This is a genomic window from Streptomyces sp. NPDC093085 (genome assembly GCF_040683935.1).
GTDB lineage: Bacteria > Actinomycetota > Actinomycetes > Streptomycetales > Streptomycetaceae > Streptomyces.
Genome location: NZ_JBFBFB010000005.1, coordinates 304293 through 326714 on the forward strand (window position 1 = coordinate 304293; position 22422 = coordinate 326714).

23 protein-coding genes and 1 pseudogene are annotated in these 22422 nt (G+C 71.0%); 14 read left to right on the forward strand and 10 right to left on the reverse strand.

What is annotated here, in order from left to right; genetic code table 11:
- Positions 1–37 precede the first annotated feature (37 nt).
- Positions 38–1567, forward strand: a complete 1530-nt coding sequence (locus AB0O07_RS17875) for an alkaline phosphatase (RefSeq protein ID WP_365633826.1) — start codon at positions 38–40, stop codon at positions 1565–1567.
- A 192-nt stretch (positions 1568–1759) separates the two neighbouring features.
- Entirely contained in the window at positions 1760–2383 is a 624-nt protein-coding gene (locus tag AB0O07_RS17880) for a hypothetical protein (RefSeq protein WP_365633829.1), read from the forward strand.
- Between the two features lie 25 nt (positions 2384–2408).
- Here AB0O07_RS17880 and AB0O07_RS17885 read toward each other — a convergent pair whose 3' ends face one another.
- Complete coding sequence (locus AB0O07_RS17885) at positions 2409–2534, reverse strand: hypothetical protein (protein ID WP_365633832.1); 126 nt, start codon at positions 2532–2534, stop codon at positions 2409–2411.
- Positions 2524–3024, reverse strand: coding sequence for a hypothetical protein (locus tag AB0O07_RS17890; protein WP_365633835.1), 501 nt, complete (start codon positions 3022–3024; stop codon positions 2524–2526). Before AB0O07_RS17890 ends, AB0O07_RS17885 begins: the two co-directional genes overlap by 11 nt.
- 815 nt (positions 3025–3839) lie before the next feature.
- Here AB0O07_RS17890 and AB0O07_RS17895 point away from each other — a divergent pair.
- The 3 genes from AB0O07_RS17895 to AB0O07_RS17905 all read left to right on the forward strand — a co-directional run bounded on the left by AB0O07_RS17895 (position 3840) and on the right by AB0O07_RS17905 (position 5207).
- Positions 3840–4694: a helix-turn-helix transcriptional regulator gene (locus AB0O07_RS17895; protein ID WP_365633838.1), complete on the forward strand. Its 855-nt coding sequence runs from the start codon at positions 3840–3842 to the stop codon at positions 4692–4694.
- The gene (locus tag AB0O07_RS17900; RefSeq protein WP_365633841.1) at positions 4691–4900 is read left to right on the forward strand and encodes a DUF397 domain-containing protein; all 210 of its coding nucleotides are present in this window, start codon (positions 4691–4693) and stop codon (positions 4898–4900) included. The genes AB0O07_RS17895 and AB0O07_RS17900 overlap by 4 nt, the downstream gene beginning before the upstream one ends.
- A gap of 79 nt (positions 4901–4979) precedes the next feature.
- Complete coding sequence (locus AB0O07_RS17905) at positions 4980–5207, forward strand: DUF397 domain-containing protein (protein ID WP_365633844.1); 228 nt, start codon at positions 4980–4982, stop codon at positions 5205–5207.
- 72 nt (positions 5208–5279) lie between these two features.
- Here AB0O07_RS17905 and AB0O07_RS17910 read toward each other — a convergent pair whose 3' ends face one another.
- Positions 5280–5606 carry a DUF6087 family protein gene (locus AB0O07_RS17910; protein ID WP_365633847.1) on the reverse strand — a complete coding sequence of 109 codons (327 nt, stop codon included), beginning with the start codon at positions 5604–5606 and terminating at the stop codon, positions 5280–5282.
- 67 nt (positions 5607–5673) lie between these two features.
- Positions 5674–6375 (reverse strand): annotated as a pseudogene (locus AB0O07_RS17915) (hypothetical protein); the annotation flags it as partial.
- A 71-nt stretch (positions 6376–6446) separates the two neighbouring features.
- On the opposite strand from AB0O07_RS17915, the gene AB0O07_RS17920 reads away from it, so the two are divergent.
- Entirely contained in the window at positions 6447–6902 is a 456-nt protein-coding gene (locus tag AB0O07_RS17920; RefSeq protein WP_365633850.1) for a DUF5919 domain-containing protein, read from the forward strand.
- Positions 6889–7356: an NUDIX domain-containing protein gene (locus AB0O07_RS17925; protein ID WP_365633853.1), complete on the forward strand. Its 468-nt coding sequence runs from the start codon at positions 6889–6891 to the stop codon at positions 7354–7356. Before AB0O07_RS17920 ends, AB0O07_RS17925 begins: the two co-directional genes overlap by 14 nt.
- A 226-nt stretch (positions 7357–7582) precedes the next feature.
- On the opposite strand, the gene AB0O07_RS17930 is transcribed toward AB0O07_RS17925, so the two are convergent.
- The gene (locus AB0O07_RS17930) at positions 7583–8098 is read right to left on the reverse strand and encodes a GNAT family N-acetyltransferase (RefSeq protein ID WP_365634277.1); all 516 of its coding nucleotides are present in this window, start codon (positions 8096–8098) and stop codon (positions 7583–7585) included.
- Between the two features lie 460 nt (positions 8099–8558).
- Between AB0O07_RS17930 and AB0O07_RS17935 the strand changes: the two genes are divergently transcribed.
- Positions 8559–9095 (forward strand): DUF6879 family protein, encoded by a 537-nt coding sequence (locus AB0O07_RS17935; RefSeq protein WP_365633856.1) that lies wholly within the window; start codon positions 8559–8561, stop codon positions 9093–9095.
- 67 nt (positions 9096–9162) lie between these two features.
- A complete protein-coding gene (locus AB0O07_RS17940; protein ID WP_365633859.1) occupies positions 9163–9669 on the forward strand; it encodes an NUDIX hydrolase in 507 nt (168 codons plus the stop codon).
- Positions 9670–9703: 34 nt separating this feature from the next.
- Here the strand turns inward: AB0O07_RS17940 and AB0O07_RS17945 are convergent, their stop codons facing one another.
- The gene (locus AB0O07_RS17945) at positions 9704–9970 is read right to left on the reverse strand and encodes a GlsB/YeaQ/YmgE family stress response membrane protein (RefSeq protein WP_365633862.1); all 267 of its coding nucleotides are present in this window, start codon (positions 9968–9970) and stop codon (positions 9704–9706) included.
- A 415-nt stretch (positions 9971–10385) separates the two neighbouring features.
- Here AB0O07_RS17945 and AB0O07_RS17950 point away from each other — a divergent pair, with 415 nt between their 5' ends.
- Positions 10386–11441, forward strand: a complete 1056-nt coding sequence (locus AB0O07_RS17950; protein ID WP_365633865.1) for an amidohydrolase family protein — start codon at positions 10386–10388, stop codon at positions 11439–11441.
- A gap of 112 nt (positions 11442–11553) precedes the next feature.
- On the opposite strand, the gene AB0O07_RS17955 is transcribed toward AB0O07_RS17950, so the two are convergent.
- Positions 11554–12372, reverse strand: coding sequence for a TetR/AcrR family transcriptional regulator (locus AB0O07_RS17955; RefSeq protein ID WP_365633867.1), 819 nt, complete (start codon positions 12370–12372; stop codon positions 11554–11556).
- 218 nt (positions 12373–12590) lie between these two features.
- On the opposite strand from AB0O07_RS17955, the gene AB0O07_RS17960 reads away from it, so the two are divergent.
- Positions 12591–13610 carry a hypothetical protein gene (locus AB0O07_RS17960; protein ID WP_365633870.1) on the forward strand — a complete coding sequence of 340 codons (1020 nt, stop codon included), beginning with the start codon at positions 12591–12593 and terminating at the stop codon, positions 13608–13610.
- Positions 13611–13711: 101 nt separating this feature from the next.
- On the opposite strand, the gene AB0O07_RS17965 is transcribed toward AB0O07_RS17960, so the two are convergent.
- Together AB0O07_RS17965 and AB0O07_RS17970 are read right to left on the reverse strand one after the other, a co-directional pair.
- The gene (locus AB0O07_RS17965; protein WP_365633873.1) at positions 13712–14455 is read right to left on the reverse strand and encodes a response regulator; all 744 of its coding nucleotides are present in this window, start codon (positions 14453–14455) and stop codon (positions 13712–13714) included.
- Entirely contained in the window at positions 14452–16269 is a 1818-nt protein-coding gene (locus AB0O07_RS17970) for an ATP-binding protein (protein ID WP_365633875.1), read from the reverse strand. The genes AB0O07_RS17965 and AB0O07_RS17970 overlap by 4 nt, the downstream gene beginning before the upstream one ends.
- Positions 16270–16415: 146 nt before the next feature.
- Here AB0O07_RS17970 and AB0O07_RS17975 point away from each other — a divergent pair, with 146 nt between their 5' ends.
- The gene (locus AB0O07_RS17975; protein ID WP_365633878.1) at positions 16416–17453 is read left to right on the forward strand and encodes a tripartite tricarboxylate transporter substrate binding protein; all 1038 of its coding nucleotides are present in this window, start codon (positions 16416–16418) and stop codon (positions 17451–17453) included.
- Between the two features lie 148 nt (positions 17454–17601).
- Positions 17602–19041 carry a gluconate:H+ symporter gene (locus tag AB0O07_RS17980; RefSeq protein WP_365633881.1) on the forward strand — a complete coding sequence of 480 codons (1440 nt, stop codon included), beginning with the start codon at positions 17602–17604 and terminating at the stop codon, positions 19039–19041.
- A gap of 126 nt (positions 19042–19167) precedes the next feature.
- Here the strand turns inward: AB0O07_RS17980 and AB0O07_RS17985 are convergent, their stop codons facing one another.
- On the reverse strand, positions 19168–19788 hold the full coding sequence (locus tag AB0O07_RS17985; protein WP_365633884.1) for a TetR/AcrR family transcriptional regulator: 621 nt from the start codon (positions 19786–19788) through the stop codon (positions 19168–19170).
- Positions 19789–19854: 66 nt separating this feature from the next.
- Between AB0O07_RS17985 and AB0O07_RS17990 the strand changes: the two genes are divergently transcribed.
- On the forward strand, positions 19855–22377 hold the full coding sequence (locus AB0O07_RS17990; RefSeq protein ID WP_365633887.1) for a 2Fe-2S iron-sulfur cluster-binding protein: 2523 nt from the start codon (positions 19855–19857) through the stop codon (positions 22375–22377).
- Positions 22378–22422: the final 45 nt, after the last annotated feature.

Consider the following 22422-nt stretch of genomic DNA (forward strand, 5'->3'; position numbering starts at 1 on the left):
ACGCCGATCGCAAACGTCCGAGGAGCACACTCCCCAGATGCCCAGCAGATCCAGCAAGGTTCTGACCGTTCTCGCCCTCACCGGCGCGCTCGCCGCCTCCACCGCGGTCACCGCCAGCTCCGCGCCCCTGCCCCTGCACAAGGGGTCGGGCAAGAACGAGATCCACAACGTCATCTACCTGCTCGGCGACGGCATGGGCCGCACCCATGTCACCGCCGGCCGCGAGCGCTTCTACGGCGCCGACGGCAAGCTGAACATGGAGCGCCTGCCCAGCTACGGCGCGGTCGCGACGTCCGCCGTCGAGAAGGGCAGCAAGCAGCCCGCGCTGGTCACCGACTCCGCGTCCGCCGCCACCGCCTGGTCCTCCGGCGTGAAGACGTACAACGCGGCCATCGGCGTCGACACGTACGGCAAGAAGCTGCCGACCCTGATGGAGCAGGCCAAGAAGGCGGGCTTCGCGACCGGCAACGTCTCCACCGCCGAGATCACCGACGCCACCCCGGCCGCGCAGATGAGCCACGCGCTGCTCCGCGGCTGCCAGGGCCCCGTCTACTCCGACGCGGCCTGCCTGCCGAAGAAGGCCGACGGGAGCTACGAGAAGAAGCCCGCCGACCAGACCCTGATCACCCCGATCGCCCAGCAGATCGCCCGCAACGGCACCGCGGACGTGATCTTCGGCGGCGGGCTCTCGCGCTTCACGCCGGACGACCAGAAGGCGCTGCGCTCGCAGGGCTACCAGGTTCTCGGCAGCTTCGGCGACCCGGCGCTGCCCGCGCAGACCCCGGCCAGCCAGAAGGCGGCGACCAAGAGCGACCTGAACAAGGTCAAGAACGGCAAGGTCGTCGGGCTCTTCAACCGGGGCAACCTCACCATCGAGAAGGCCAAGGCCGAGCTGCCCTCCGGTGCCCCGGAGAAGCAGGAGCCGACCCTCGCCGAGCTGACCAAGAAGTCGATCTCGCTGCTGGACGGCCGCTCCAAGAAGGGCTTCCTGCTCCAGGTCGAGGGCGCGCTGATCGACAAGCGCTCGCACGCCAACGACGCCGCGCAGACCCTTGAGGAGATCAAGGCGTTCGACGACGCCGTCAAGGCGGCGACCGACTTCGCGAAGAAGGACGGCCACACGCTGGTGGTGGTGACGGCGGACCACGAGTGCGCCGGCTTCAACATCATCGAGAAGGGCACCTTCACCAACGCCGAGGCGGCGGCCCCGCCGGCCAACGACGACTCGGGCAACACGGCGAACAGCTCCAAGCCGGCCCGTTCCGCCGCGAACAACGTGAAGGACCCGGCCCGCTCCAGCGGCATCGTCAACGGTGACGGCTCGGGCGACGCCAAGAACTTCGGCCCGGCCACCTTCCGTACCCCCGACGACCCGAAGGGCGTCAAGGACGGCAGCAAGGACGCCAGCCTCTGGCTGACCTACCTGTCCGGCAACCACACCGGCGCGGACGTCCCGATCTACGCGTACGGTCCGGGCAACGCGGCCTTCGCCACCAGCCAGGACAACACGGAGCTGTACACCAAGATGTACCGCTCGCTCTTCGGCAGCGCGCCGCGCGGCCACTGAGCGGCGGCGAGTAGGCCGTACGACCGGCTGCACGGCTGGCTGTACGCCTAGCTGCTGGCCGTACGCCTAGCTGCTAGGCCGTACGCCTAACTGCTGGCCGTACGACCGGATCCGGGCCGGGGGGCCTCCCCCCGGCCCGGTTCGCGTACCCCCTCCCCGCGTCCTCCCCGCGCCTCCCCCAGGAGCCCCCAGATGAGACACCCCCTCGCCCTCACCCTCCGCCCCACCCTCCCCCGCCTGGCGACAGCCGCCGCACTGACCGCCCTCACCCTGACCGCGCTGACGGGCTGCACCTCCGGCTCCACCCCCGATTCCGCCTCCGATTCCACCTCCGGGGCCGAGGCCAAGGCCGCGACCACCTCCCCGCTCCCCCTCCCGCCCCCGCGCTCGGCGCCCGCCCCGGAGGCGACGCTCGCGGCGCCGCTCAAGGAGGGCGAAGTACGGATCGAGGAGGGCCCGTTCACCGACCGGGTCAGCATCAAGGACCTGACCCTGACCGCCGACTCCACGTCCGGTTCCAGCTCCAGTTCCGGTTCCGGTTCCGGTTCCACCGTCGGCGGCCACCTGACGATCACCTCCGACGTCAGCGACGTACTGGCCCTGGAACTCCGGGCCGCGTACTACGACGCCAAGGGCCGCCTGGTGGGCACCGGCACCTTCCAGTACCAGGAAGAGGGCGAGGACAGCGAGGGCGGCCACCACCACGACGGCCCCCGCGCGGCGGCGGACGGCATCGACTTCAAGGCCCCCGCGACCACGCTCACCGGTACGGCCACGTCGGCAGTGCTCTCGGTTCCGGTCCTGGTCAACGAGTAACAGGAGTACGCCCCCTCCCGCCCCGTCAACACCCCAAGAACCCGGCCAGCAGCCATCCGCCCACGGCATAGGCGGCGAGCGCGGCACTGACGACGAGCACGGTCCGTACGACGCGTAGGACCCGTGCGGTGTCATCGGGATCAGGCCGCATGCGCCGTCCGGACCCGCCGCCGGAACGGAAGGCGCAACCAGTGGCGGACCCGGTCGAGCCACCGGGGCTTGCTCTTGCGGTGTCTGCGGCGGCCCGGGGGCTGCGCATGGCGTGCCAGTGGGTACGCGGACAGGGGCAGGGGCAGGTACCCGGGCACGGACAGGGGCGCCAGTACGGGTACGGGGACGGGGACGGGCAGCGCCCTGAAGATGTACCGCCCGCTGAAGTCATCGGCGTCGAGGACGAACTCCGCCCCGCCCAGCAGCCGTTCCCGCGCCGCCCGCTGCGCGCGAGGGGTACGGCACCAGATCCGCAGAACGGTGGGCACATCCGGATCCGGGGACCATACGGGGACAAGCGTGCCCCGCGGCGCCCACCCGCCCCCCGGGCCGGGATCAAGGCCGTCCGCGATACGCCGGGCCTGCTGACGCAGGAAGACCAGCGCCGCATCCGCCGTCACCGCCTGCCGGGCAGCGAGAACAAACCGCACCCGGGTGCCATCGACCGTAGGCCCCTCACACACCACGGTCACGTTGTAGAACCGAGCAACACTCATACCGGACGCCACCCGGCCGGAGGCTCAGCGGGAGGAGTGGCCGGGGCAGGAGGCGTGACCGGAGGCCGCTGCCGCCGATGCAACTCGGCCAGGGCACGAAGCTGGATCCGCTCCCGCTCCGTCGCTGGGCGTACCGCGTTCAACGTGGCCTGCCAGGTATGCCCCGAGGGACGGACAAGACAGACCAGCAACCCCGCGAACGAGCTGATGACACCCGGCATTTCCGTCCGCCGGTCGTACACCGCCATCCCGACCCGCAAACCCGACAGAGCAGGCAGCGAGGACGACTCGGAAGCGGAAGAGGCGGACGGGGCGGACGGGGCGGAACGCAGGCCCCGGCGGCGCGGCGGATAGCGCGGCGGAACAGGCGGTTCGGGCGTCGTCATCCGGACTCACCGGCCCGCCGATGCGGATGCGCCGCGATCTGCCGCGCACAGTAGGCCACACTGGCCTCCCCGATCCCCCGACGGGCATTCTCCCGCCGCCGATCCCACCAGTCACACAGGTCACAACCGGGAACCGGGGCCGGTCGCCAGGGACCACTGGCCTCCGTCATGGTGGGCGGTGGCCCGTCTGTCATGTCTTCGCCCATTAGGGGGACCATCCGCTGATCCATGTTCCGCGCCTCCAGCGCCTACGTATTGTGCTTGCCTGATTACAGATTCGGCGGCGGCGCATAGTCTCACCAGGGGCATCGCCTTAACGCTGCGGAAGTTAAGAGCCCGAGACCACTAAGGGGGCGCGTACTCGTGCCACAGGAAGACGACAACGGCCAACCGGAAGCGCCAGCGAGCCTGTTGGCCTTCTTCGGCTCACGGGTTCTCAAGCTGCGGAATGAACTAGGCTGGCCTCAACAAGAGTTGGCCAAGAAGGCACACACCACCGGGGCCATGATCAGCTACGTGGAGAACGCGAAGCGGGTGCCGTCACCGGACCTCGCCCGTGATCTGGACATCGCTCTTGGCGTGGACTTCTTCGCCGAGTTCCACCCGTTGGTCGTGAAGTACGCCTACCCGTCGTGGTTTCTGCCGTTTATCGAGCTGGAGCGCGTGGCCACGCGGCACCGCGTGTTTGAGTCTCAGATCATCCCCGGCTTGTTGCAAGCGGAGGATTACGCGCGAGCCATGCTCACGGCAGTTCGCCCGGATAATGTGGACGACCTTGTCGCTGCCCGGATGACCCGGCAATCCGTGTTCGAGCGGGAAGTCCCGCCACACATGTGGTTCATCGTGGATGAGCAAGTGCTACGTCGCAGGATCGGCGGACCCGACGTGATGCGGACCCAGCTTGAGCATCTGCTCACAGCCGGGAAGCATCCACGGACCGTAATTCAGGTGGTACCGGAAGAGGTGGCCGCGCATCCGGGTCTGGCCGGTCCGTTCACGCTCCTGAGCTTCGACCAGGGCGAGAACTCTCAGAAACATGACTGCAAGCCGCCGCATGATGTGCTCTACGTGGATGGCTTCTCTGAGGGCCGGATGGCGTTGGGCACGGCAGAAGTCTCGGGCGCCTCCCGAGCCTATGATCTGCTCACCAGCTATGCGCTGTCGCCGGAAGCGTCAGCCGAGCGCATCAGCGAACACTTGAAGGGGTTGAAGAGATGACCAGCGCAAGCAAGTCGCCCGTCCGCTGGCGCAAGTCCAGCTATAGCACCAATGGCGGCAACTGCATCGAGGTCGGGGCGGGGATCACTGGTGTCGTCCCCGTCCGTGACAGCAAGAACCCCCACGGCCCCGCCCTGGGCTTCCCGGTCAGCTCGTTCACCACCTTCGTGACGGGCCTCAAGACAGGCAAGTTCGGCCCCGCCTGACCCCGAATCCCCGATCCCGCAGCCCAGCGCGAACCGGCTCACCCGCCCCTGTCCCCCTCCCCCGGAGCGGAGTACACCCATGAGCACCACCCCCACCCCCGGCCTCGCCCACGCGCAGTGGACGAAATCCAGCTACAGCGAGGGCAACGGCGGGCAGTGCCTCGAATGGGCCCCCGCACACACAGCCTCCGGCGCCGTCCCCATCCGCGACAGCAAGAACCCGCACGGCCCCGCGCTCACGTTGGCGCCTGACGCATGGGCGGTTTTCGTCGCCGGTGTCCAGCGGGAAGGCTTCCCCACCGTCTGACCTGACCTGCCGAGGCGGGCCCCGCCACCCTTCCCGGGGTGACGGGGCCCGCCTCGTCCCGCCCTGACGTCGTCAGTGTCGCTCGGGTCCGGAGGTTTGAGGCTTCCGGTGCCGGCCGGTGCCCGGGGCGAGGGGCCTGGGGGCCTGGCCCGGGCCCGGCTCCTGCGCCGAGGGCTCGGTCTTCGCGCCGGGGTAGAGGACGCGCTTCGCCTCCGCGAGGTTTGCCGCGAAGCCGTACGCCTCCCACACATGCCCGTTCCACCGCTGGATCAGGCGAGGTGCCCCGGGGTTCACGTGCCCGGCCCGCAGGCCGTCGCCGGGGACCAGCGGGACGGCGCGGAGCCGTCCGATCCTGGCGTCACGGCGGTCCGCCCACTCGGACAGCGGTTCCTCGTCCATTCCGGCTTCCCTGTGACTCGACGGCGCTCATCCGCGAGGGTAGCGCCCCGGCGAAGGCCCCCTCGGCTCAGTCGAGGCGGTGCTCCCAGGCCAGGCCGGGCGCCCCTTCGACCCAGTAGTGGTGGGATGCCCGCGTGACACGGAGGCGAACGGAGTCGATCCCGGGCTGCCCTGCGGCCTCCCAGGCGGCGAGTGCTGCTTCGATCCGGTCCCACAGAGGCACAGGGCCGCCCTGCCGGACCGTCCACCTGCCGTCATGGGCGATGAACTCGGCGAAGGACTCCCGGTCGGGGTCGAAGAGGTAGAGCAGGGGCGTTCCGCCGCTCCGGGCGGCACGGACGAGATGCGCGCCGGGCGCGGCGAGCTGGGCGAGAAAGGCGGGCATCCAGTCGTCCAGGAGGGTCGGCGGAACCGTCGTCTCCCTCTCACTGTCCGCGTAGGCGGTACGGGCCGACAGGTCACCGGCCACCGGCACGACAGCCTGGGAGCGTGCCTGGAACAGGTGCGGGGTGACGCGCACGCTCTCGTCGATCTCCTCGGCGGACACGGGGGCGGCCCAGCCGGTGACCGGTACTCCGTCTCGTGTGTACGGAGTCCAGCGCAGCGTCTTGAAGAGCACGTCACCCCGGACGCCGGTGATGAACTCGCGTGCTTCGTCGGGGTCGTTGGTGACCAGGGTCGCGAGGACACCGAGCCCGAGCCGCTGGGCGAGGGCGAGCTGCGCGAGCTTGTAGTCGGCGGCGGCGATCCGCTGGGGGTGGTTCACCCACGGTCTACCCGTATCGGTTCGGCTGCCCGGCGTCGCTGTGGCGCTCACTGATCGCCGGAGCCGAGGGAGAAATGACCTTCGCGGGTTACACGAATTACTTCCTGTGGCTCGAACAAGCCCAATTCGGCGTCTCGCTCAAGCGCAAGGCGGCCCAGGGCTGCCGAGTGCGTTTCTTACTGGGCGACCCCGAAAGCGAACTCACCAGATCGCGCGAGAAAGATGAAGGCGTTGCGCTCACCCTGTCCACTCGCATCCGTGTGACACTTTCCGAGCTGGAGAAGATCAAGGGACAGCACGGCATTGACGCGAGATACAGCGGAGGCAACGCCTACTTGTCCGTCTTCCGCTTCGACGACGACATGATCGTCACGCCCTTGCTGACTCACAACGTGGGCCATGACGCCCCTACGCTGCATCTACGTCGCCACCAGGACGACGGTGTATTCGATCGCTTCGTCTCCCACGTCGAGGAATTGTGGAACCGGGGCACCGCGGTATGGGGGGACACCCATCATGGGCAGGCGTGACTACGAGAACGACCCGGACGCCCCGGCCGCCAACAGCCTGGTCCCGGCCGCATCGGCCGTCGTCGTCGACGACGCGGGGCGCGTGCTGCTCCAACGGCGAGTCGACAACGGCATGTGGGCACTTCCCGGCGGCGCCATGAACATCGGAGAGTCGTTGCCGGAGTGCGCGGCCAGAGAAACGCGCGAAGAAACCGGAATCAATATTGAAATCACCGGTATCGTAGGCACCTACACCAACCCCCATCACGTATTCGCCTACGACGATGGTGAAGTGAGGCAAGAATTCTCCGTCTGCTTCCTGGGGCGTCCCGTATCCGGGCAACTGGCCGCTTCGGAGGAATCCACCGACGTCCGCTGGTTCAAGCCAGAAGACGTGGACGCCCTTCCCATGGTCCCCAGCATCCGCAATCGTCTGGATGACTGGCGATTCGGGCGCATGCCGGCAGCGCGGTAGCCGGTGTGCCTAGTCAGGGGGACCGTTCTCTGATCCCTGTCCCACACCTCCCGCCCCTACGTATCGCGTTTACCCAGTAACAGATTCGGCGCCACCCCTCCGCGCGATGGGCGAAGTGCGGCTCAGCGACGGGAACGCCGGACAGGCGGGGCATCCGGCCGACGGGGACTCGTCGGCCGGCAGGGACTCGTCGGCGGGGCGGGGACTCGCGGGCCGGCGGGGGCCTCTACAGTGCCCGGAACCTCTCTTCCAGGTCGGTGACGCGCTCCGCGCGACGGCCCATGAGATAGACCGTGGCGTGTGTGCGCCGCACTTCGTGCACCAGCGTGAAGCCCTGGGTCTCGTTGTACCTCACCAGTTCGGGGAAGTGGCAGCCACGGCGAACCCACGTACGCCCTTCCCGCGCGGCCCGGTCCACCGCCCACAGTGCCATCACGGTTCCGGGCTTCCTGTCGCGGTGAGCGGGGTCGGTGACGGTCGAGTACAGGTAGTGAGCCGGCTCGTCCAGCTCGTCTTTCGTCCAGCCCCACGGAGGGGTCTGTTCCTGAACGGTCGTGCATCCGATGATGCGCCCGTCGTCCTCCGCGAGTACCCACACGTCACCATCGGGGTTCTCCGCCTGCCGCGCGAGTTCAGGCGCGCTCTCCCGCCAGCTCGGAAGCCCCCGCTCCTCCAGCCAGGTGGAACGGGCGAGGATCAGGCTTCCCACGACGGGCATGTCATCGGCTGTGGCGGGGCGCATGGCGAACACGCTGTCTGTCTCCTGACGGCTGGGGAGGTACTGGGAGGTACTACAGGAAGGATCGGGCGGCGAAGTGGAGGTCAAGGACTTCGAGTAGCTGGGCATCTCCGTCCTCGCGGTACGGCCCTTCCGCGAACGGGTGCACGGGCCGGATACCCGCCCGCGTGAGTACCGGTGCGGTGGTCTCCGGCGAGAGCAAAGTCATCGAGTTGGCAGCAGCAGGAGGGACGCTTCCCGTCATGTCCGGTTGCGCGCAACGGGCAAGGAGACCACCCCCATTGGGCGCAATCCCACGCGATCGCTCGGCGCAGCGCCGCGATTCGTCGCATCCTGAGGCGCCAACAACGTTCAGAGCGAAGGAGACAGGACATCGCACAGATGACGAACCCGCTCTCCGGGGAGACCATGGTCGTCGTTCCCCGCGAGCTGCTGATCCGCTTTGCCCCCAAGGAGTAGGAACGTGCCGGAGTTCATCGACGATTCCACGTTCGGCGCCTACTTCGAGACGTTCACGCACACCGCTTGGCGGCTGGAGACCCGGCGGGGCTACGCCTCCGACCGTAACGGTCCCAACTGGGAGCGCTGGAAGGCCGGCGCCGACTTCAGCCGTGACAGGCCCACCGCCTGGGGGGAGAACATCCGGCGGCAGACGGCCGCAGGGCGGCGAGTCGAGCGTATCCGCCTCGTCGACGACCCGCCTGCCGACGGCCAACTGTTCCTTCTCGCACGGGCCCCGGGCAACATCGAGGCGGGCGAGGACATCCGCAACATGTGGCGCGCGGACGCCGAAGACCTCGGTCTCCCCGCCGTCGACTTCTGGCTGTTCGACAACCGCCTCGCCCTGGTCCTCCCCTTCGATGACGCGGACGGCTACCTCGGTGCCGAACGGGTAGCAGACCCCGCGCGCATCGCGGAGTTCTCCCGCATCAAGGATGCGGCCTGGCCGTACGCGATGCGTCACGAGGACTTTGCCGCCCAGGTAACTTCGAGAATGTGAGCAGCGACTTCCAACAGAACCGCGAAACCCTCGCCGGCATCATCACGCCCAGGGGAGGGATCCCTGCATGAGGCCCACACCCGCCGACCCCGACGCCTGGAACGCGTACCTCGCCGAGGGCAACGCCAAGCAGGCCCGCAAGCGTGTCGCGGCGGATGTGCTCCTACGTGATCCATCCGGACGCGTGCTGCTCGTGAACCCGACCTATAAGCCGGGCTGGGACCTGCCGGGCGGTATGGCCGAGTCGAACGAGCCCCCGGAACAGGCGGTCAGGCGGGAACTGCGGGAGGAACTGGGCAGGGACATCGACGTACGCGGGCTCCTGGTCGTGGACTGGGTCGCACCGCATGGCCCGTGGGACGACCAGATCGCGTTCATCTTCGACGGCGGAACCCTCGACACGGCTGAGGATCTGCGCCCCCACGACGAGGAACTGTCCGAGGCCCGTTTCGTACCCCTGAACAAGGCGCGGGAGCTGGTGGGGACGCGCATGCGGTACCGGCTGGACGCCGCGGTACAGGCATTGGACGGGGGACGCCCGGTGTATCTGCACGACGGTGCGGCGGCCTGGTGAAGTACCGCATCGGGAACGGTGGCCGGGGGGCGGCTCAGTCGCGGGAGTTGCCGAACAGCAGGCGGTAGCCGATCAGGAGCACCAGCGAGCCGCCGATGGCTGCGCCCCAGGTGGGCAGGTCGAAGAACTGGTTGGTGATCGGACGGTTCAGGAAGGTCGCGGAGATCCACCCTCCGATGAACGCGCCCGCCACGCCGATGAGGGTCGTACCGATCAGCCCGCCCGGGTCCCGGCCCGGCAGCAGGATCTTCGCCACCGCACCCGCGATCAGCCCCAGAACGATCCACGCGACGATGCCCATCTCTGTTCCCGCTCTCTCTTGGCTCTCGTGACTCTCGTACGTCGCCACCAGCACCTATGCTCATGGCCTCCACCGGCAAGGACGCAGCCGACCGGCCCGGAGTTCCGTCGACGGGGTTCCGTCAACGGCCCTCCCCGGCCGTCCACCGCGTTCACCTGATCCGGGTGTTTGGGTGCGGTTACCCGCGAAGTTCCGCGTAACTCCTGCGCCAGGTCAGCAGAATCCCTTCACCACACCGCGTAACGCGCCGTACAGCACGCCGTACAGCACGTTGTGCAGCGCGCCTCACAGGGAGGGATTCACCATCAATATCAGCCTCAACAGCAGCCCCAGCGGCGACGGCAACGGCAGCGGAAGCGGAAGCGGCAGGAGTCCTCGTCGTGTCTACGGTAAGCGGCTCGCGCTTGCCGGGGCCGTGCTCGCCGCCGTCTCCGTCAGCGCCTCGCCGGCCGGTGCGGGCACGGCGCTCCAGGGGTGTTTCGACCGGGCGAAGGAGCCGTACACGTCGGTCGTCGACAGCCATCTGCACACCCGGCCGTTCGGCGGCCAGGCGATCCCGTACGACGAACTCAACGGCTACCTCCGCAAGAGCGGCGTCCGGCACGCGAGCATGTACGGGATCGGCCAGACCCTCCCCGTGGACTCGGGGTGCACGTACTACCTGGACTGCCCCGGCACCCCGGTGGTGCCGAGCATGCGGAACGACTTCGTCAACGCGTCGAACTACGTGGCCGCCCCGCCGGAGGACCCGGAACTCACCGTGTCCATGACCTTCCTGGACCTGGCCCGCCCGGAGTCCGTCCCGGACGGCATCGCCCTGTACGACCAGGAGTTCCCCGGGGTGTTCCGGTGGGCGGGCGAGGTCAACCTCGTCAAGCAGGCGCTCTTCCCCAACCACCACCAGGCCGCGACCAGCGAGAACATCAAGAACTGGGCGCCGTTCATGAAGGTGCTCAGGGATCGCGGCATGCCCATCACCATCCACTCCGACCTCGGGAACGACGCGGAGCCCACGAAGTATCTCCATCTGATGGAGGAGACGCTGAAGCGCTACCCGCACAACAAGATCGTCTGGGCGCATATGGGGCTCTCGAAGGAGCTGGCCACAATGGATCCGGACCGGCACATCCGGATCCTGGAGCGGCTCCTCGCCACGTACCCCCGGCTGACGCTGGATCTGAGCTGGCGGGTGCTGGAGGACCAGTACTTCAGCAAGCCGGGCGTACGGCAGAAGTACGCCGCCCTCCTCGACCGCCACCCGACCAGGGCCATCCCCGGGACCGACTTCGTGGCGGCGGACAACAAGGACTACCAGGTCTACGCGGAGGAACTGGAGGTCACCAGCCGGATCAACAAGGCCCTGGGGGACAAGGCGTTCCGGGGCATCGCGCTCGGCGAGAACTACTTCCGCCTCCTCGGCATGGACCAGCGGGCCCCGAAGGTGTGCAAGGAGGAGGGCAAGGCCCACTGAGGGGGCTTTCTCCTTGAGGGGCCTTCGTCCTTGAGGGGCCTTCGTCCTTGAGGGGGCTCCTCCTTTCGGCCTCCTGGCCGGGTGTCGCGGTCGTCCGGTTCCGGTCCCCTCGTCAGGGCCGGGCGACCGCGCGCAGGAACGCCTGGGTGTAGATCTCGATGGTCTCGTCCGGGGTGGGCAGTTCGTCCTCGGGAAGGAAATCGGTGACGGAACGCAGCAGGAAGTGGACGATGACGGGCCCGGTGAGCTGCTGGACCAGGGGGATCACCGGGATGTCCCGGATGCGCCCGGCGGCGATCTCGTCGGTGAGCCACTCCCCCACGCTGGCGAGCATGCGGGGGAAGAAGTGCCGGCGGAGGTCCGCGACGGTGGAGCCGGCCGAGTCGGTGGGGCCGGCGAGCGCCTCGGCGAACACGGCGGGCATGACACGGGGTTCGCGGCGGACGGAGTCCACCAGGAGGCGGTAGATCGCGCGGACGGTGTCGGGGAGGTCGCCCCGGGGGCCAGCGAGGAGCGCTTCGAGGTCGACCACGGGGCTGTACGCCTCGTACGTGGCCCGGAGGAGTTCGTCCCGGCCGCCGAAGGCCGCGTAGAGGCTGTGGACGGAGCAGCGGGCGCGTTCGGCGACCCGCTCCAGGGTGACGGCGGCGAGCCCCTGTTCGCTGATGAGGGTGCCGGTGGCCACGACGGCCCGGCGGCGTACGGGCTCCTGCCCCGAGGGGTCGACCCCGGCGGCGCGCACGGCGTCGTCGAGCGCCTGCCGGGTGCCGCCGAGGCGCCGCATGAGGGTGCTGCGGGAGATCCCGGCCTCCTCCGCCACCGCGAGGAGGGGGACGTCGCCGACGGGGGTGTCACGGTCGCGGGCGACCTTGAGGGCCGCCTGGACGAGGGGGGCGAGGGCTTCGGGGGCGGGGCCGTGCGAGGTTGACATACGGGTAAGCGTAACCTGTAATCCTGTATCAGGCATTGCTTCTCGGCACTCGGCTACTAGGTACTCCGGCTGTTCGGTACTCCGGCTACTCGGCTCGCCACTCCGGCTACTCGGTATTCGGCCGCTGGGCGCTCGGCTACTGGGCTACGGCTACGGCCGCCCGCGCGGCCCCCGCGCGCCTTCTCCCCCGCATCTCTCCCTAAGGAGACTCCTCCGTCATGTCCACTCCCGCCTCCACCCCCGCCGAGGCAGACACTCCCCCGTCCGGCACCGACGCCACCGGCACCACCGGCGCCGCCAAGAAGCTCGCCGCCGTGGTCCTGGGGCTCACGGCGGTGGTCACCATGATGCTCTGCGCGTTCGCGCTGCCGTCCGTCAACGGCGGCCCCCACCACGTCCCGATCGGCGTGACCGGGCCGCAGCCCGCCGCCCAGGGGCTCGGGGCCAAGCTCGACGGGGACGAGTGGGACGTCACCGTCTACGCCGACACCGAGGCCCTGACCGCCGCGATCAAGGACCGCGAGGTCGTCGGCGGTATCGCCCTGTCCGGCGGCAAGGCCGACATCTACACGGCCACCGCGGGCGCCCCCACCGCCACCGCGGCGCTGACCGCGCTCGGCAACGGGCTCGCCGCCCAGCAGCGCCTCCAGCCCGCCGTGCACGACCTCGTCCCGTACCCGGAGGACGACCCGCGCGGCGCCGGGTTCGCCGCCGCCGGGCTGCCGCTGATCTTCGGCGGGATGTTCCCCGCCGTGCTCCTCACCCGGCTCTTCCCCGGCCACGCCGGGCTGCGGCTGCGGCTCGCCGGGGCCGTGGTCTTCTCGCTGCTCGCCGGGGCGGCCGTCGCCGCGTTCCTCCAGTACGGCACCGGGTCCCTCGCCGGGTCGTACGGGGTCACCGCGCTCGGCCTCTCGCTGGGCATGGCCGCGCTCTCCCTCACCTTCATCGGCCTGGAGGCGCTGGCCGGCATGGCCGGGTTCGGCGCGGCGGCGGGCGTGATGATGCTGCTGGGCAACCCGCTCTCCGGCATGGCGAGCGGCCCGTACTGGCTGCCGGACTTCTGGGCCCACCTGGGCCAGTACCTCCCGCCGGGCGCCTCCGGCACCCTGCTGCGGGCCAACTCCTTCTTCGACGGCGCGGGCGCCGCGCTCCCCGGCACCGTGCTGACCTGCTGGATCGTCTTCGGCCTCGCCCTGATCCTGATAGCCGACCGCCGCGCGGCCCGTACGGCCGGGTAACCGCGCCCGTACGGCCGGGTAACCGCGCCCGTACGGCCGGGTAACCGGACCGCGCCGCCGCCCGTACCGTCGAGCGGCCGGAACCGGGTAGCCGCGGCGGGTCAGCCGCGCCAGGCGTAACGGCGTTCCGGGCGGCCCGCCGTGCCGTAGCGGAGGGAGACCTCCGCCTGGCCCGTGGAGTGGAAGTGCTCCAGGTAGCGGCGGGCGCTCACCCGGGAGACGCCGGTCAGGGCGGCGCACTCGCTCGCGGAGTGCGGTCCCTCGGCGGCGCGGAGGGTGCGTTCGATCAGGCCGGCGGTCTCCACGCTCATCCCCTTGGGGAGCGCGGCGGGGCCCTGCCCGGCCCCCAGCGGCGCCGCCGCGCCCGCCAGCACCCGGTCGATGTCCGCCTGGCCCCGTACGTCGACCGTGTGGAGGTGGGCCCGGCGGGCCGCGTACCGCTCCAGGCGCGGGCGCAGGTCCTCGAAGTCGAAGGGCTTGAGGAGGTAGTCGACCACGCCCTGGCGGACCGCGCCCCGTACCGTGTCGGCCTCCCGGGCCGCGCTGATGACCATGACGTCGCAGTCGTGGCCGTCGGTACGGAGCCGGGAGACGACGTCGAGGCCGAAGACGTCCGGCAGGTAGAGGTCGAGGAGGACCAGGTCGGGGCGGAGGGCCCCGGCGGCGGCGACGGCCTCGGCGCCGGTGCCCGCCGTACCGACGACGCGGAACGGCGCGACGCGTTCGACGAAGGTGCGGTGGACGCGGGCGACCATGAAGTCGTCGTCCACGACGAGGACGTCGATCGGGTCCCGGTCCCCTCCTCCGCCTGCCTTCGTCCCGCCGGTGGGGGTCAGGGGGTTCATCGCGCTCCCGCTCCTCGTGCCGCCGCGCCGGCGCCTTCGCCGACGTCTTGACCGACGTCTTGACCGGTGTCCTGGCCGACGTCCTGGCCCACGTGCCGGCCGGCGACCTGACCGGCGTGCCGGCCGGTGTCCTGGCCGGCGTCTTCGCTGATGTCCTGGCCGGCGTCTTCGCTGATGTCCTGGCCGGCGACCGTCATCCGGGCCGTGAACATGGCCCCTTCGGGGGTGTTGGTCACCGAGATCTCTCCGCCGTGACGTTCGCAGACCAGCCGGGTCAGGGCGAGGCCGATCCCCCGTACACCGCCCTCCTGGGCCGCCTTGGTGGTGAAGCCGTGGGCGAAGACCTCCCGGGCCAGCTCCGGCGCGACCCCGGGCCCGGAGTCGCGGACCACGATCTCCACGCTGGAGGTGTCCTGCCGCAGCTCCACCTCCACCCACGCGCCGCCCCCGGAACTCTTCTCGCTCCCGGAACTCTTCTCGCTCCCGCCGCTCGCCGCCGCGTCCACCGCGTTGTCGACCAGGTTCCCCACCACCGTCGCCACATCGGCGGCGTCCTCCGGGGAGAGCCGGTCCAGGGCGGTGGCGTCCGAGATCCGCAGGGTGACCTTGCGCTCGGCCGCCAGCGACGACTTCGCCATCAGCAGGGCAGCCACCGCCGTGTCCCGTACCCGGGTGGACAGGGTCATGTCGAGGGACTGGCGGCGCTGGTTCAGGGCCCGTATGTACCGTACGACCTCGTCCTGCTCGCCGATCTGGATCAGCCCCGAGATGGTGTGGAGCTGGTTGGCGAACTCGTGGGCCTGCGCCCGCAGCAGCTCGGAGGAGCTGCGGAAGGAGCCGATCTCCTGCTCCAGACGGGCCAGTTCGGTGCGGTCGCGGAGGGTGGTGACGGAGCCGAGGAGGCGTCCGTTCCGTACCACCGTCATCCGGTTCATCACCAGCACCCGGCCATGGTGGACGACGACCTCGTCCCGCTCCCCGTCCACGTCGACCAGGACGTCCCGCAGCCGCCCGTCGACCCCGAGATCGGCCAGGCTCTTGCCGACGCAGTCGGCCGGCAGGTCGAGCAGGCGCCGCCCCACCTCGTTGAGGAGGGTGAGGCGGTGGTGGGGGTCGAGCGCCACCACGCCCTCCGCGATCCCGAAGAGCATCGCCTCCCGGTGCTCCGCGAGCCCGGCGATCTCGCGCGGTTCCAGCCCCAGCGTCTGCCGCTTCACGCGCCGGGCCAGCAGCAAGGAACCGGCCAGGCCCAGCCCGCTGGCGATGCCGAGATACGCGAGGAGGTACGAGGACGCCCCGCCGAGCCGCTGCCATACGGTGGGCGACGCCTCCCCGACCATCACCGTCCCCAGAAACGTCCCGGCGTTCCGCGACGTCGCCCCGAGCACCGGCACCTGCGCCACCAGCTCCCGGCTGCCGTCCAGCGTCAGCGCCCCTGACCAGCCGCGCCCCGGGGCGGCCCCGTCGCCCAGCGGCAGCGGGTCGCCGACCACGGTCGGGTTGGTGGAGCTGACGATCTTGCCATCGGCGTCCGCCACCGTCACCGAGGTCACCTCGGACTGGGACTGCGTGGAGTGCACCAGCGGGGCGAGGGTCTCCTCCGGCGCGGGCAGCACGAGTTGGCTCCGTACGAGCGGATGCGCGGCGAGCTGCTCCGCGAGCGCGCTGACCCGGCGCCCCTCGACCCGGTGGAAGGTCGCCTCCGACTGGGCGAGCGAGACACCGGCGACCGCCACCAGGACGACCACGACGATCCCCAGTTGCAGCACCAGCATCTCCCCGGCGAGCGTCTGCCGCCGGAACGGGCTGAACACAATGAACTCAATCTCTTTTGCCGACACAATCTGGGCGGCGCGGGCACGGAGCCGCACAATCATGACGCCCGCATCGTGGTGGGCGGAAGGGCCGAAAGGCCGGGCGACGGGCGAGGCGACTCGAAGGCGAGGGAGGTGGCGGTGGCATGAAAGCACCGATACGTGCCGTACGTGTCCTCGTCGCCCTGTGCGCCGCGCTCTCGCTGCTCACCGTCGGCGGCTGCGGTGCCTGGTCCCCGTCCCCGTCCCGGCCCTGGCCCGGTTCCTGGCTGGAGAGCGGGCGGGAACCGCTCGGCGACGGTGCGCGCATCATGGTCCCCAACACCGCCGGGGGCGGATACGACACCACCGCCAGGACCGTCGCCCGGGTCTTCCGGGAGGCCGGGATCGCCTCCGACGTGCAGGTCTTCAACCTGCCGGGGGCCGGCGGCACGGTCGGCCTGCGCCGTCTCGTCAACGAGCGGGGCAACGGCTCCCTCGCCCTCCAGATGGGGCTCGGCGTCCTCGGCGCCGCCCATGTCTCCGGGTCGACGGCGAGCGTCGCGCAGACCACGCCGCTGGCCCGGCTGCTCGCGGAGTCCGAGGCCGTGGTGGTGGCGGCGGACTCGCCGTACCGCACCGTCGGTGACCTCGTCGCCGCGTGGCGCGCGCACCCCGGCCGGATGCGGGTGGGCGGCGGCTCCTCGGTCGGCGGCCCCGACGAACTCTTCCCGATGCAGTTCGCGAAGGCGGTCGGCATCGACCCCGGGAAGGTCGCCTATGTCGCGTACGACGGCGGGGGCGGCGACCTGCTGCCCGCGCTGCTCGACGGCGAGGTCGACTTCGCGACCAGCGGGCTCGGGGAGTTCCTCGACCAGATCCGGGCCGGTCAGCTCCGGGTCCTGGCGGTCACCGGCGCCCGGCCGGTCGCGGCGCTCCCGGGCGTGCCGACGCTCAGGTCCGCCGGTATCGACCTGGTCTTCGACAACTGGCGGGGGATCGTGGCCCCGCCCGGCATCGGCGACGAGGAGCGCAGGCGCTGGATCGACGCGCTGACCGCGCTGCACGACACCCCCGAGTGGAAGGCGGAACTGGCCCGGCACGGCTGGACCGACACCTTCGCCACGGGGGACGCGTTCGCCGCCTTCCTGGCCCGGGAGGACCGGGCGATCGGCCGACTGGTCGCCCAGTTCGGGCTGGAGTAGCCGCCGAGGGCGCCCCCGAACAGCCCCCCCGCCCTCCCCCTCCTCGCTCCCCTCCCTTCCTCCTCCTCGCTCCCCCTCCTCACTCCCCCTTTTCGCGCGGCCCCGACCGGGGTTCGCGATGCCCCCGTACGCCCGAAAGGCACCCCGCATGACCCCGCACACCTGGAAACTCCTGCTGATCCTGGTCGTGGCCATCGCCGCGCTCATCTACCTGATCAACTCCCGGCTCCGCGTCCATCCCTTCGCCGCCCTGATCGTGGTCTGCGTCGGCACCGGGCTCGCCGCCGGGGAGCCCGTCGGCGATCTGATCGAGTCCATCGAGGACGGCGCGGGCGGCACCCTCGGGGATGTCGGGGTCACCCTGGCGCTCGGCGCGATGCTGGGGCGGCTGCTCTCCGACTCGGGCGCCACCGACGCGATCGCCCGCGCCATCCTCGACCGTTCGACGCCGCGCCGGCTGCCCTGGCTGGTGACGGCCGCCGCCTTCGTCATCGGGATACCGATGTTCTTCGAGGTCGGCCTGATCGTGCTGCTCCCGCTGATCTTCAGTGTGGCGCGCAGGATGGAGGACCGGGGCGGTGCGCAGGGTTCGCCGTACGTGCTGCTCGGTGTGCCCGCCATCGCCGCCCTCTCCACCCTGCACGGCATGGTGCCGCCGCACCCGGGCCCGCTGACCGCCATGACCGGGCTCCACGCCGACCTCGGGCTCACCCTCGCCGTCGGGCTGGTCTGCGCCGTCCCCACCGTCATCCTCGCCGGGCCGGTGTACGCGCGCTGGATCGCGCCCCGGCTCCCGGAGGTACGGCCGGACGCGGCGCTGGTGGCCCAGTTCACGGGCGCGGGGACGGGCGCGGGGACGGGCGCGGGCAGTGAGGGTGAGAAGGACGGCGACGGACACGGGGGCCGGAGCGGGCTGGGCATGGGGCTCGCGGTGACCGCCGTGCTCATCCCGGTCGGGCTGATGCTGCTCCGTACCCTCGCCGAGACCGTGCTCGACAAGTCCAGCGGGGTGCGCTCCGCGCTGGAATTCGCCGGGGAGCCGCTCATCGCGATGCTCGCCGGGTTCCTCTTCGCCCTGGCGGTGACCCTCTGGACCGGCACCCGCAGCGGCGCCACCACCGCCGAGAAGACCCGCTCCTCGATGACGGACAGCCTCAAGTCGGTCGCCGCGATCCTCCTGATCATCGGCGGTGGCGGCGCGTTCAAGCAGGTGCTCCAGGACTCCGGCATCGGGGACGCCATCGCCTCCGCCGCCAAGGGCGCGCACCTCAACGTGATCGTCCTGGGCTGGCTGATCGCCCTGCTGCTCTCCCTCACCACGGGCTCGGCGACCGTCGGCATCGTCTCCGCCACCGGCATCGTCGCCCCGCTCGTCGGCACGGGCGGCGGCCTGGAGGCGTCCCTCCTGGTGGTCGCGATCGGCGCGGGCTCGCTCGGCCTGAACTACGTGAACCACGCGGGGTTCTGGCTGGTCAAGGAGTCGTTCGGGATGGACCTGAGCCAGGCCACGAAGACGCAGACGACCGTGCAGACACTGGTGAGCGTGATCGGCCTGGGGATGACGCTGCTGCTCTCCGTCTTCGCCTGAGGCCGGCCGGGCGCCCGGTCGGCCGGACACCTGGCCGGCCGGGCTGGATGGCCGGAGGGCCGGATGGCCGGATGGCCGGATGGCCGGATGGCCGGAGGGCCGGAAGGCCGGATGGCCGGAGCCGCCCTACCCGTCGCCCAGCAAGTACCGCGTCACCATGTCCACCAACTCGCCCTCGAACGTCTCCACCGGGATGCCCTGCGGGTCCGCCATCAGCTTGTGCGTGTTCAACTCGACCGTGGTCACGACGAGTTCGGCGGCGGTGTCCAGGTCCCGTACCCGGACATCCGGATGGCGCGCGAGCGCGTCGCGGATCTGGGCGACGCGCTTCTTGCCGTGCTGGGCGATGGCGTCGAGGAGTTCCGGGGAGAGCGACGCCTCCTCGATCATGATCCTGAGGAGCTGGGGGTCGTCCCGGTGGTGGTCGACCACGTCCCGCACCAGCGCCCGCACCAGCTCCTTCAACGTCCCTTCCGAGAAGTCGAGTTGGTCGGGACGCAGCCAGTCGCCCCGGTCGATGTGCCGGATCAGCAGCTCGGTGAGGATGGCGTCCTTGTTCGGGAAGTACTGGTACAGCGAGCCGATGGAGACCCGGGCGCGCTCGGCGATGCGGTTGGTGGTCCCCGCGGCGTACCCGTACTCGGCGAAAACGTGAGCAGCGGCGGTCAGCACGCGCTCCCGGGTGAGCTCCGCACGCACCTGACGGGGCCTGCGACGTGGCTGAAGACGACGATCGGCGGACGGCATCCGGGAGGCCTCCTCGGGGACGAAAGGCGAGTAGCCAAGAGCTGAGCAACTACTCACAATATAGCCATGAGCTGCGGAAACAACCCCGAGCCCGGGGTCATACCACTGCCCTTCTCCCTGCTGACGACGGCGGAACAGGTGGAGGCGGTCGTCGGGCACCCCGCGTCGATGGTGATGCTCAAGCAGGTCGCCGCCCTCGACGAGGGGTGCCGTACCGTCCTCGCGCGCTCCCCGGTCGCGGCCCTCGGCTACCGGGATGCCGGCGGCACCGCCGCGACGACGTTCATCGGGGGCGCGCCGGGGTTCGCCCGCGTGCACTCCCCCACCCGCTTCTCGTTCACGCCGCCGGGCCCCGTCGACCCGTACGGCCCGGTCTCGCTCTTCTTCCTGCTGCCCGGGGTCGGGGAGATCCTCCGCGTCAACGGCACGGTGACGGGGCGTGCGGCGGGACGGGGGACGGGGCGGGTGACGGGACGTGCGGCGGGACGGGGGACGGGACAGGTGACGGAACGTGCGGCGGGGCGCAAGGGCGCTCAGGTGACCGTCGCCGTCCAGGAGGCGTACGTCCACTGCGCGCAGGCCGTCCTCAGGTCCCGCCTGTGGCAGCCGCAGGGTGCACGCACCGCTCCCACCACGGCACCCATCGCTGCTCCCGCCACCGCACCCGTCACCGCTCCCACCACGGCACCCGCCGACCCCGAAGGTTCCCGGGAAGGCCCCCTGCACGACCCCGGCGTGGCCGCCTTCCTCGCCGCCTCGCCCTTCCTCGCCCTCTCCACCTGGGACACCGGCGGCGGCGCCGACACGAGCCCGCGCGGCGACCGGGGGACGGTGGCGCGGGTCCTCGACGGCCGCACCCTCGTCCTCCCCGACCGCAGGGGCAACAAGCGCGCCGACACCCTCCACAACCTCCTCCAGGACGACCGGATCTCCCTCGCCGCGCTGGTCCCGGGGCGGAGCGAGACGCTGCTGATACGCGGCCGGGCCGCCATCACCGACGACGCGGCGCTGCTGGCGACGATGGCGCTGCGCGGGATGCCCCCGCACCTCGCGCTGGTGATCGACGTCGAGCACGCCGAGGTGACCGGCAACGACGCCGTGGCCGGCGCCGGGCTCTGGACCCCGGACACCCACCTGGACCGGGCCACGGCGCCGGACATGATGGCCCTGGGCAGCGCCCACCTCGCCACCGGCATGGCCACGGCGAAGGGCGGCGGGCCCGCGTTCCTGCTGAAGGCGGTCACCGCGATCCCGGGGCTGCACCGGCTGATGCGGCGGATGATCGACGTGTCGTACCGCTCCGGGCTGCGCAAGGAGGGGTACGAGGAGCCGGGTTACGAGGAGCAGGGGTACGAGAAGCCGGGGTACGAGGAGAGTTACGCGGACGGCGCGACGGCCCCGTACAACGGCGGCGTCAACGGCCCCGCCCCCGTACCCGGCAGCCCCCGAACCACCCCCGCCGCCTCCTCCCCCTCCCCCTCCCCCCTGCGCCACGTCCGCATAGCCGAACTCCGCCGGGAGACCCCGACCACCCTCACCCTCGTCCTGGAGGACACCGACGAAAGCAGGCACGGAAGCAGGCACGGAAGCAAGCACGAAAGAAGGCACGGAAAGTCCGGACGCCCCCGAAAGCCCCGGAAGCCCCGAAAGCGCGGGCGCCCCTTCGACTTCCGCCCCGGCCAGTTCTTCACCCTCGTCGCCGACATCGACGGCCGTCCCGTCCGCCGCGCCTACTCCGCGTCCTCCGCACCGGGTTCGGAGCGGCTGGAGATCACCGTCAAGCACATCGAGGGCGGCCTCTTCTCCACCCATGTGCACCGCGCGCTCCGTACCGGCGACCGGCTCGCCGTACGCGGCCCCTCCGGCTCCTTCCACGCCGAGCCGGAACCGCCGGGCGAGACCGTGCTCCTGGCGGGCGGCAGCGGAGTGACCCCGCTGATGAGCATGGTCCGCACCCGCCTCGCCGACCGTACCGCCCGCGACCGCGTCACCCTGCTCCACAGCAGCCGGAGCGAGGAGGAGACCATCTTCGGCGAGGAGTTGGCCCGGCTGGCGCTGGCCCACCCCGACCGGCTCTCGGTCACCCAGGTCCTGACCTCCCGGGACGGCCGCCTCGACGCGGAGGGGATACGCCGCTGGGTCACCGGCCGCGCCCCGGCCCCGGACGCCCACTACTACCTCTGCGGACCCGAACCCCTGATGGACGCCGCCGGAACGGCACTGGCCGGGCTCGGGATCCCGGACGAGCGGGTGCACCGCGAGCGCTTCGCGGGCGGGCCCCGGTCGCGGACGCGCTCCCTGCCGGCCGAGCCGCAGGCGATGACCGTACGGGAGAACGGGCGCCCCGCGGGCACGGCGATGGTCGCGCCCGGCCAGACCCTGCTCGAAGCGGGGCTCGCGGCCGGGCTGCCGCTGCCGTACTCCTGCACGGTCGGGAACTGCGGCGACTGCCTGGTCAGGCTCCGCGCCGGCCGGGTCGCCCAGGACGAGCCGAACTGCCTCACCCCGGAACAGCGCGCCGCCGGCTCCACCCTGACCTGCGTCGGCCGCCCCCTGACAGAGGTCACCCTCGACATCACGGACCCCTGACCACGGATCTCTGGCCACCGACCCCTGCCCCCCCCCGGCACCACC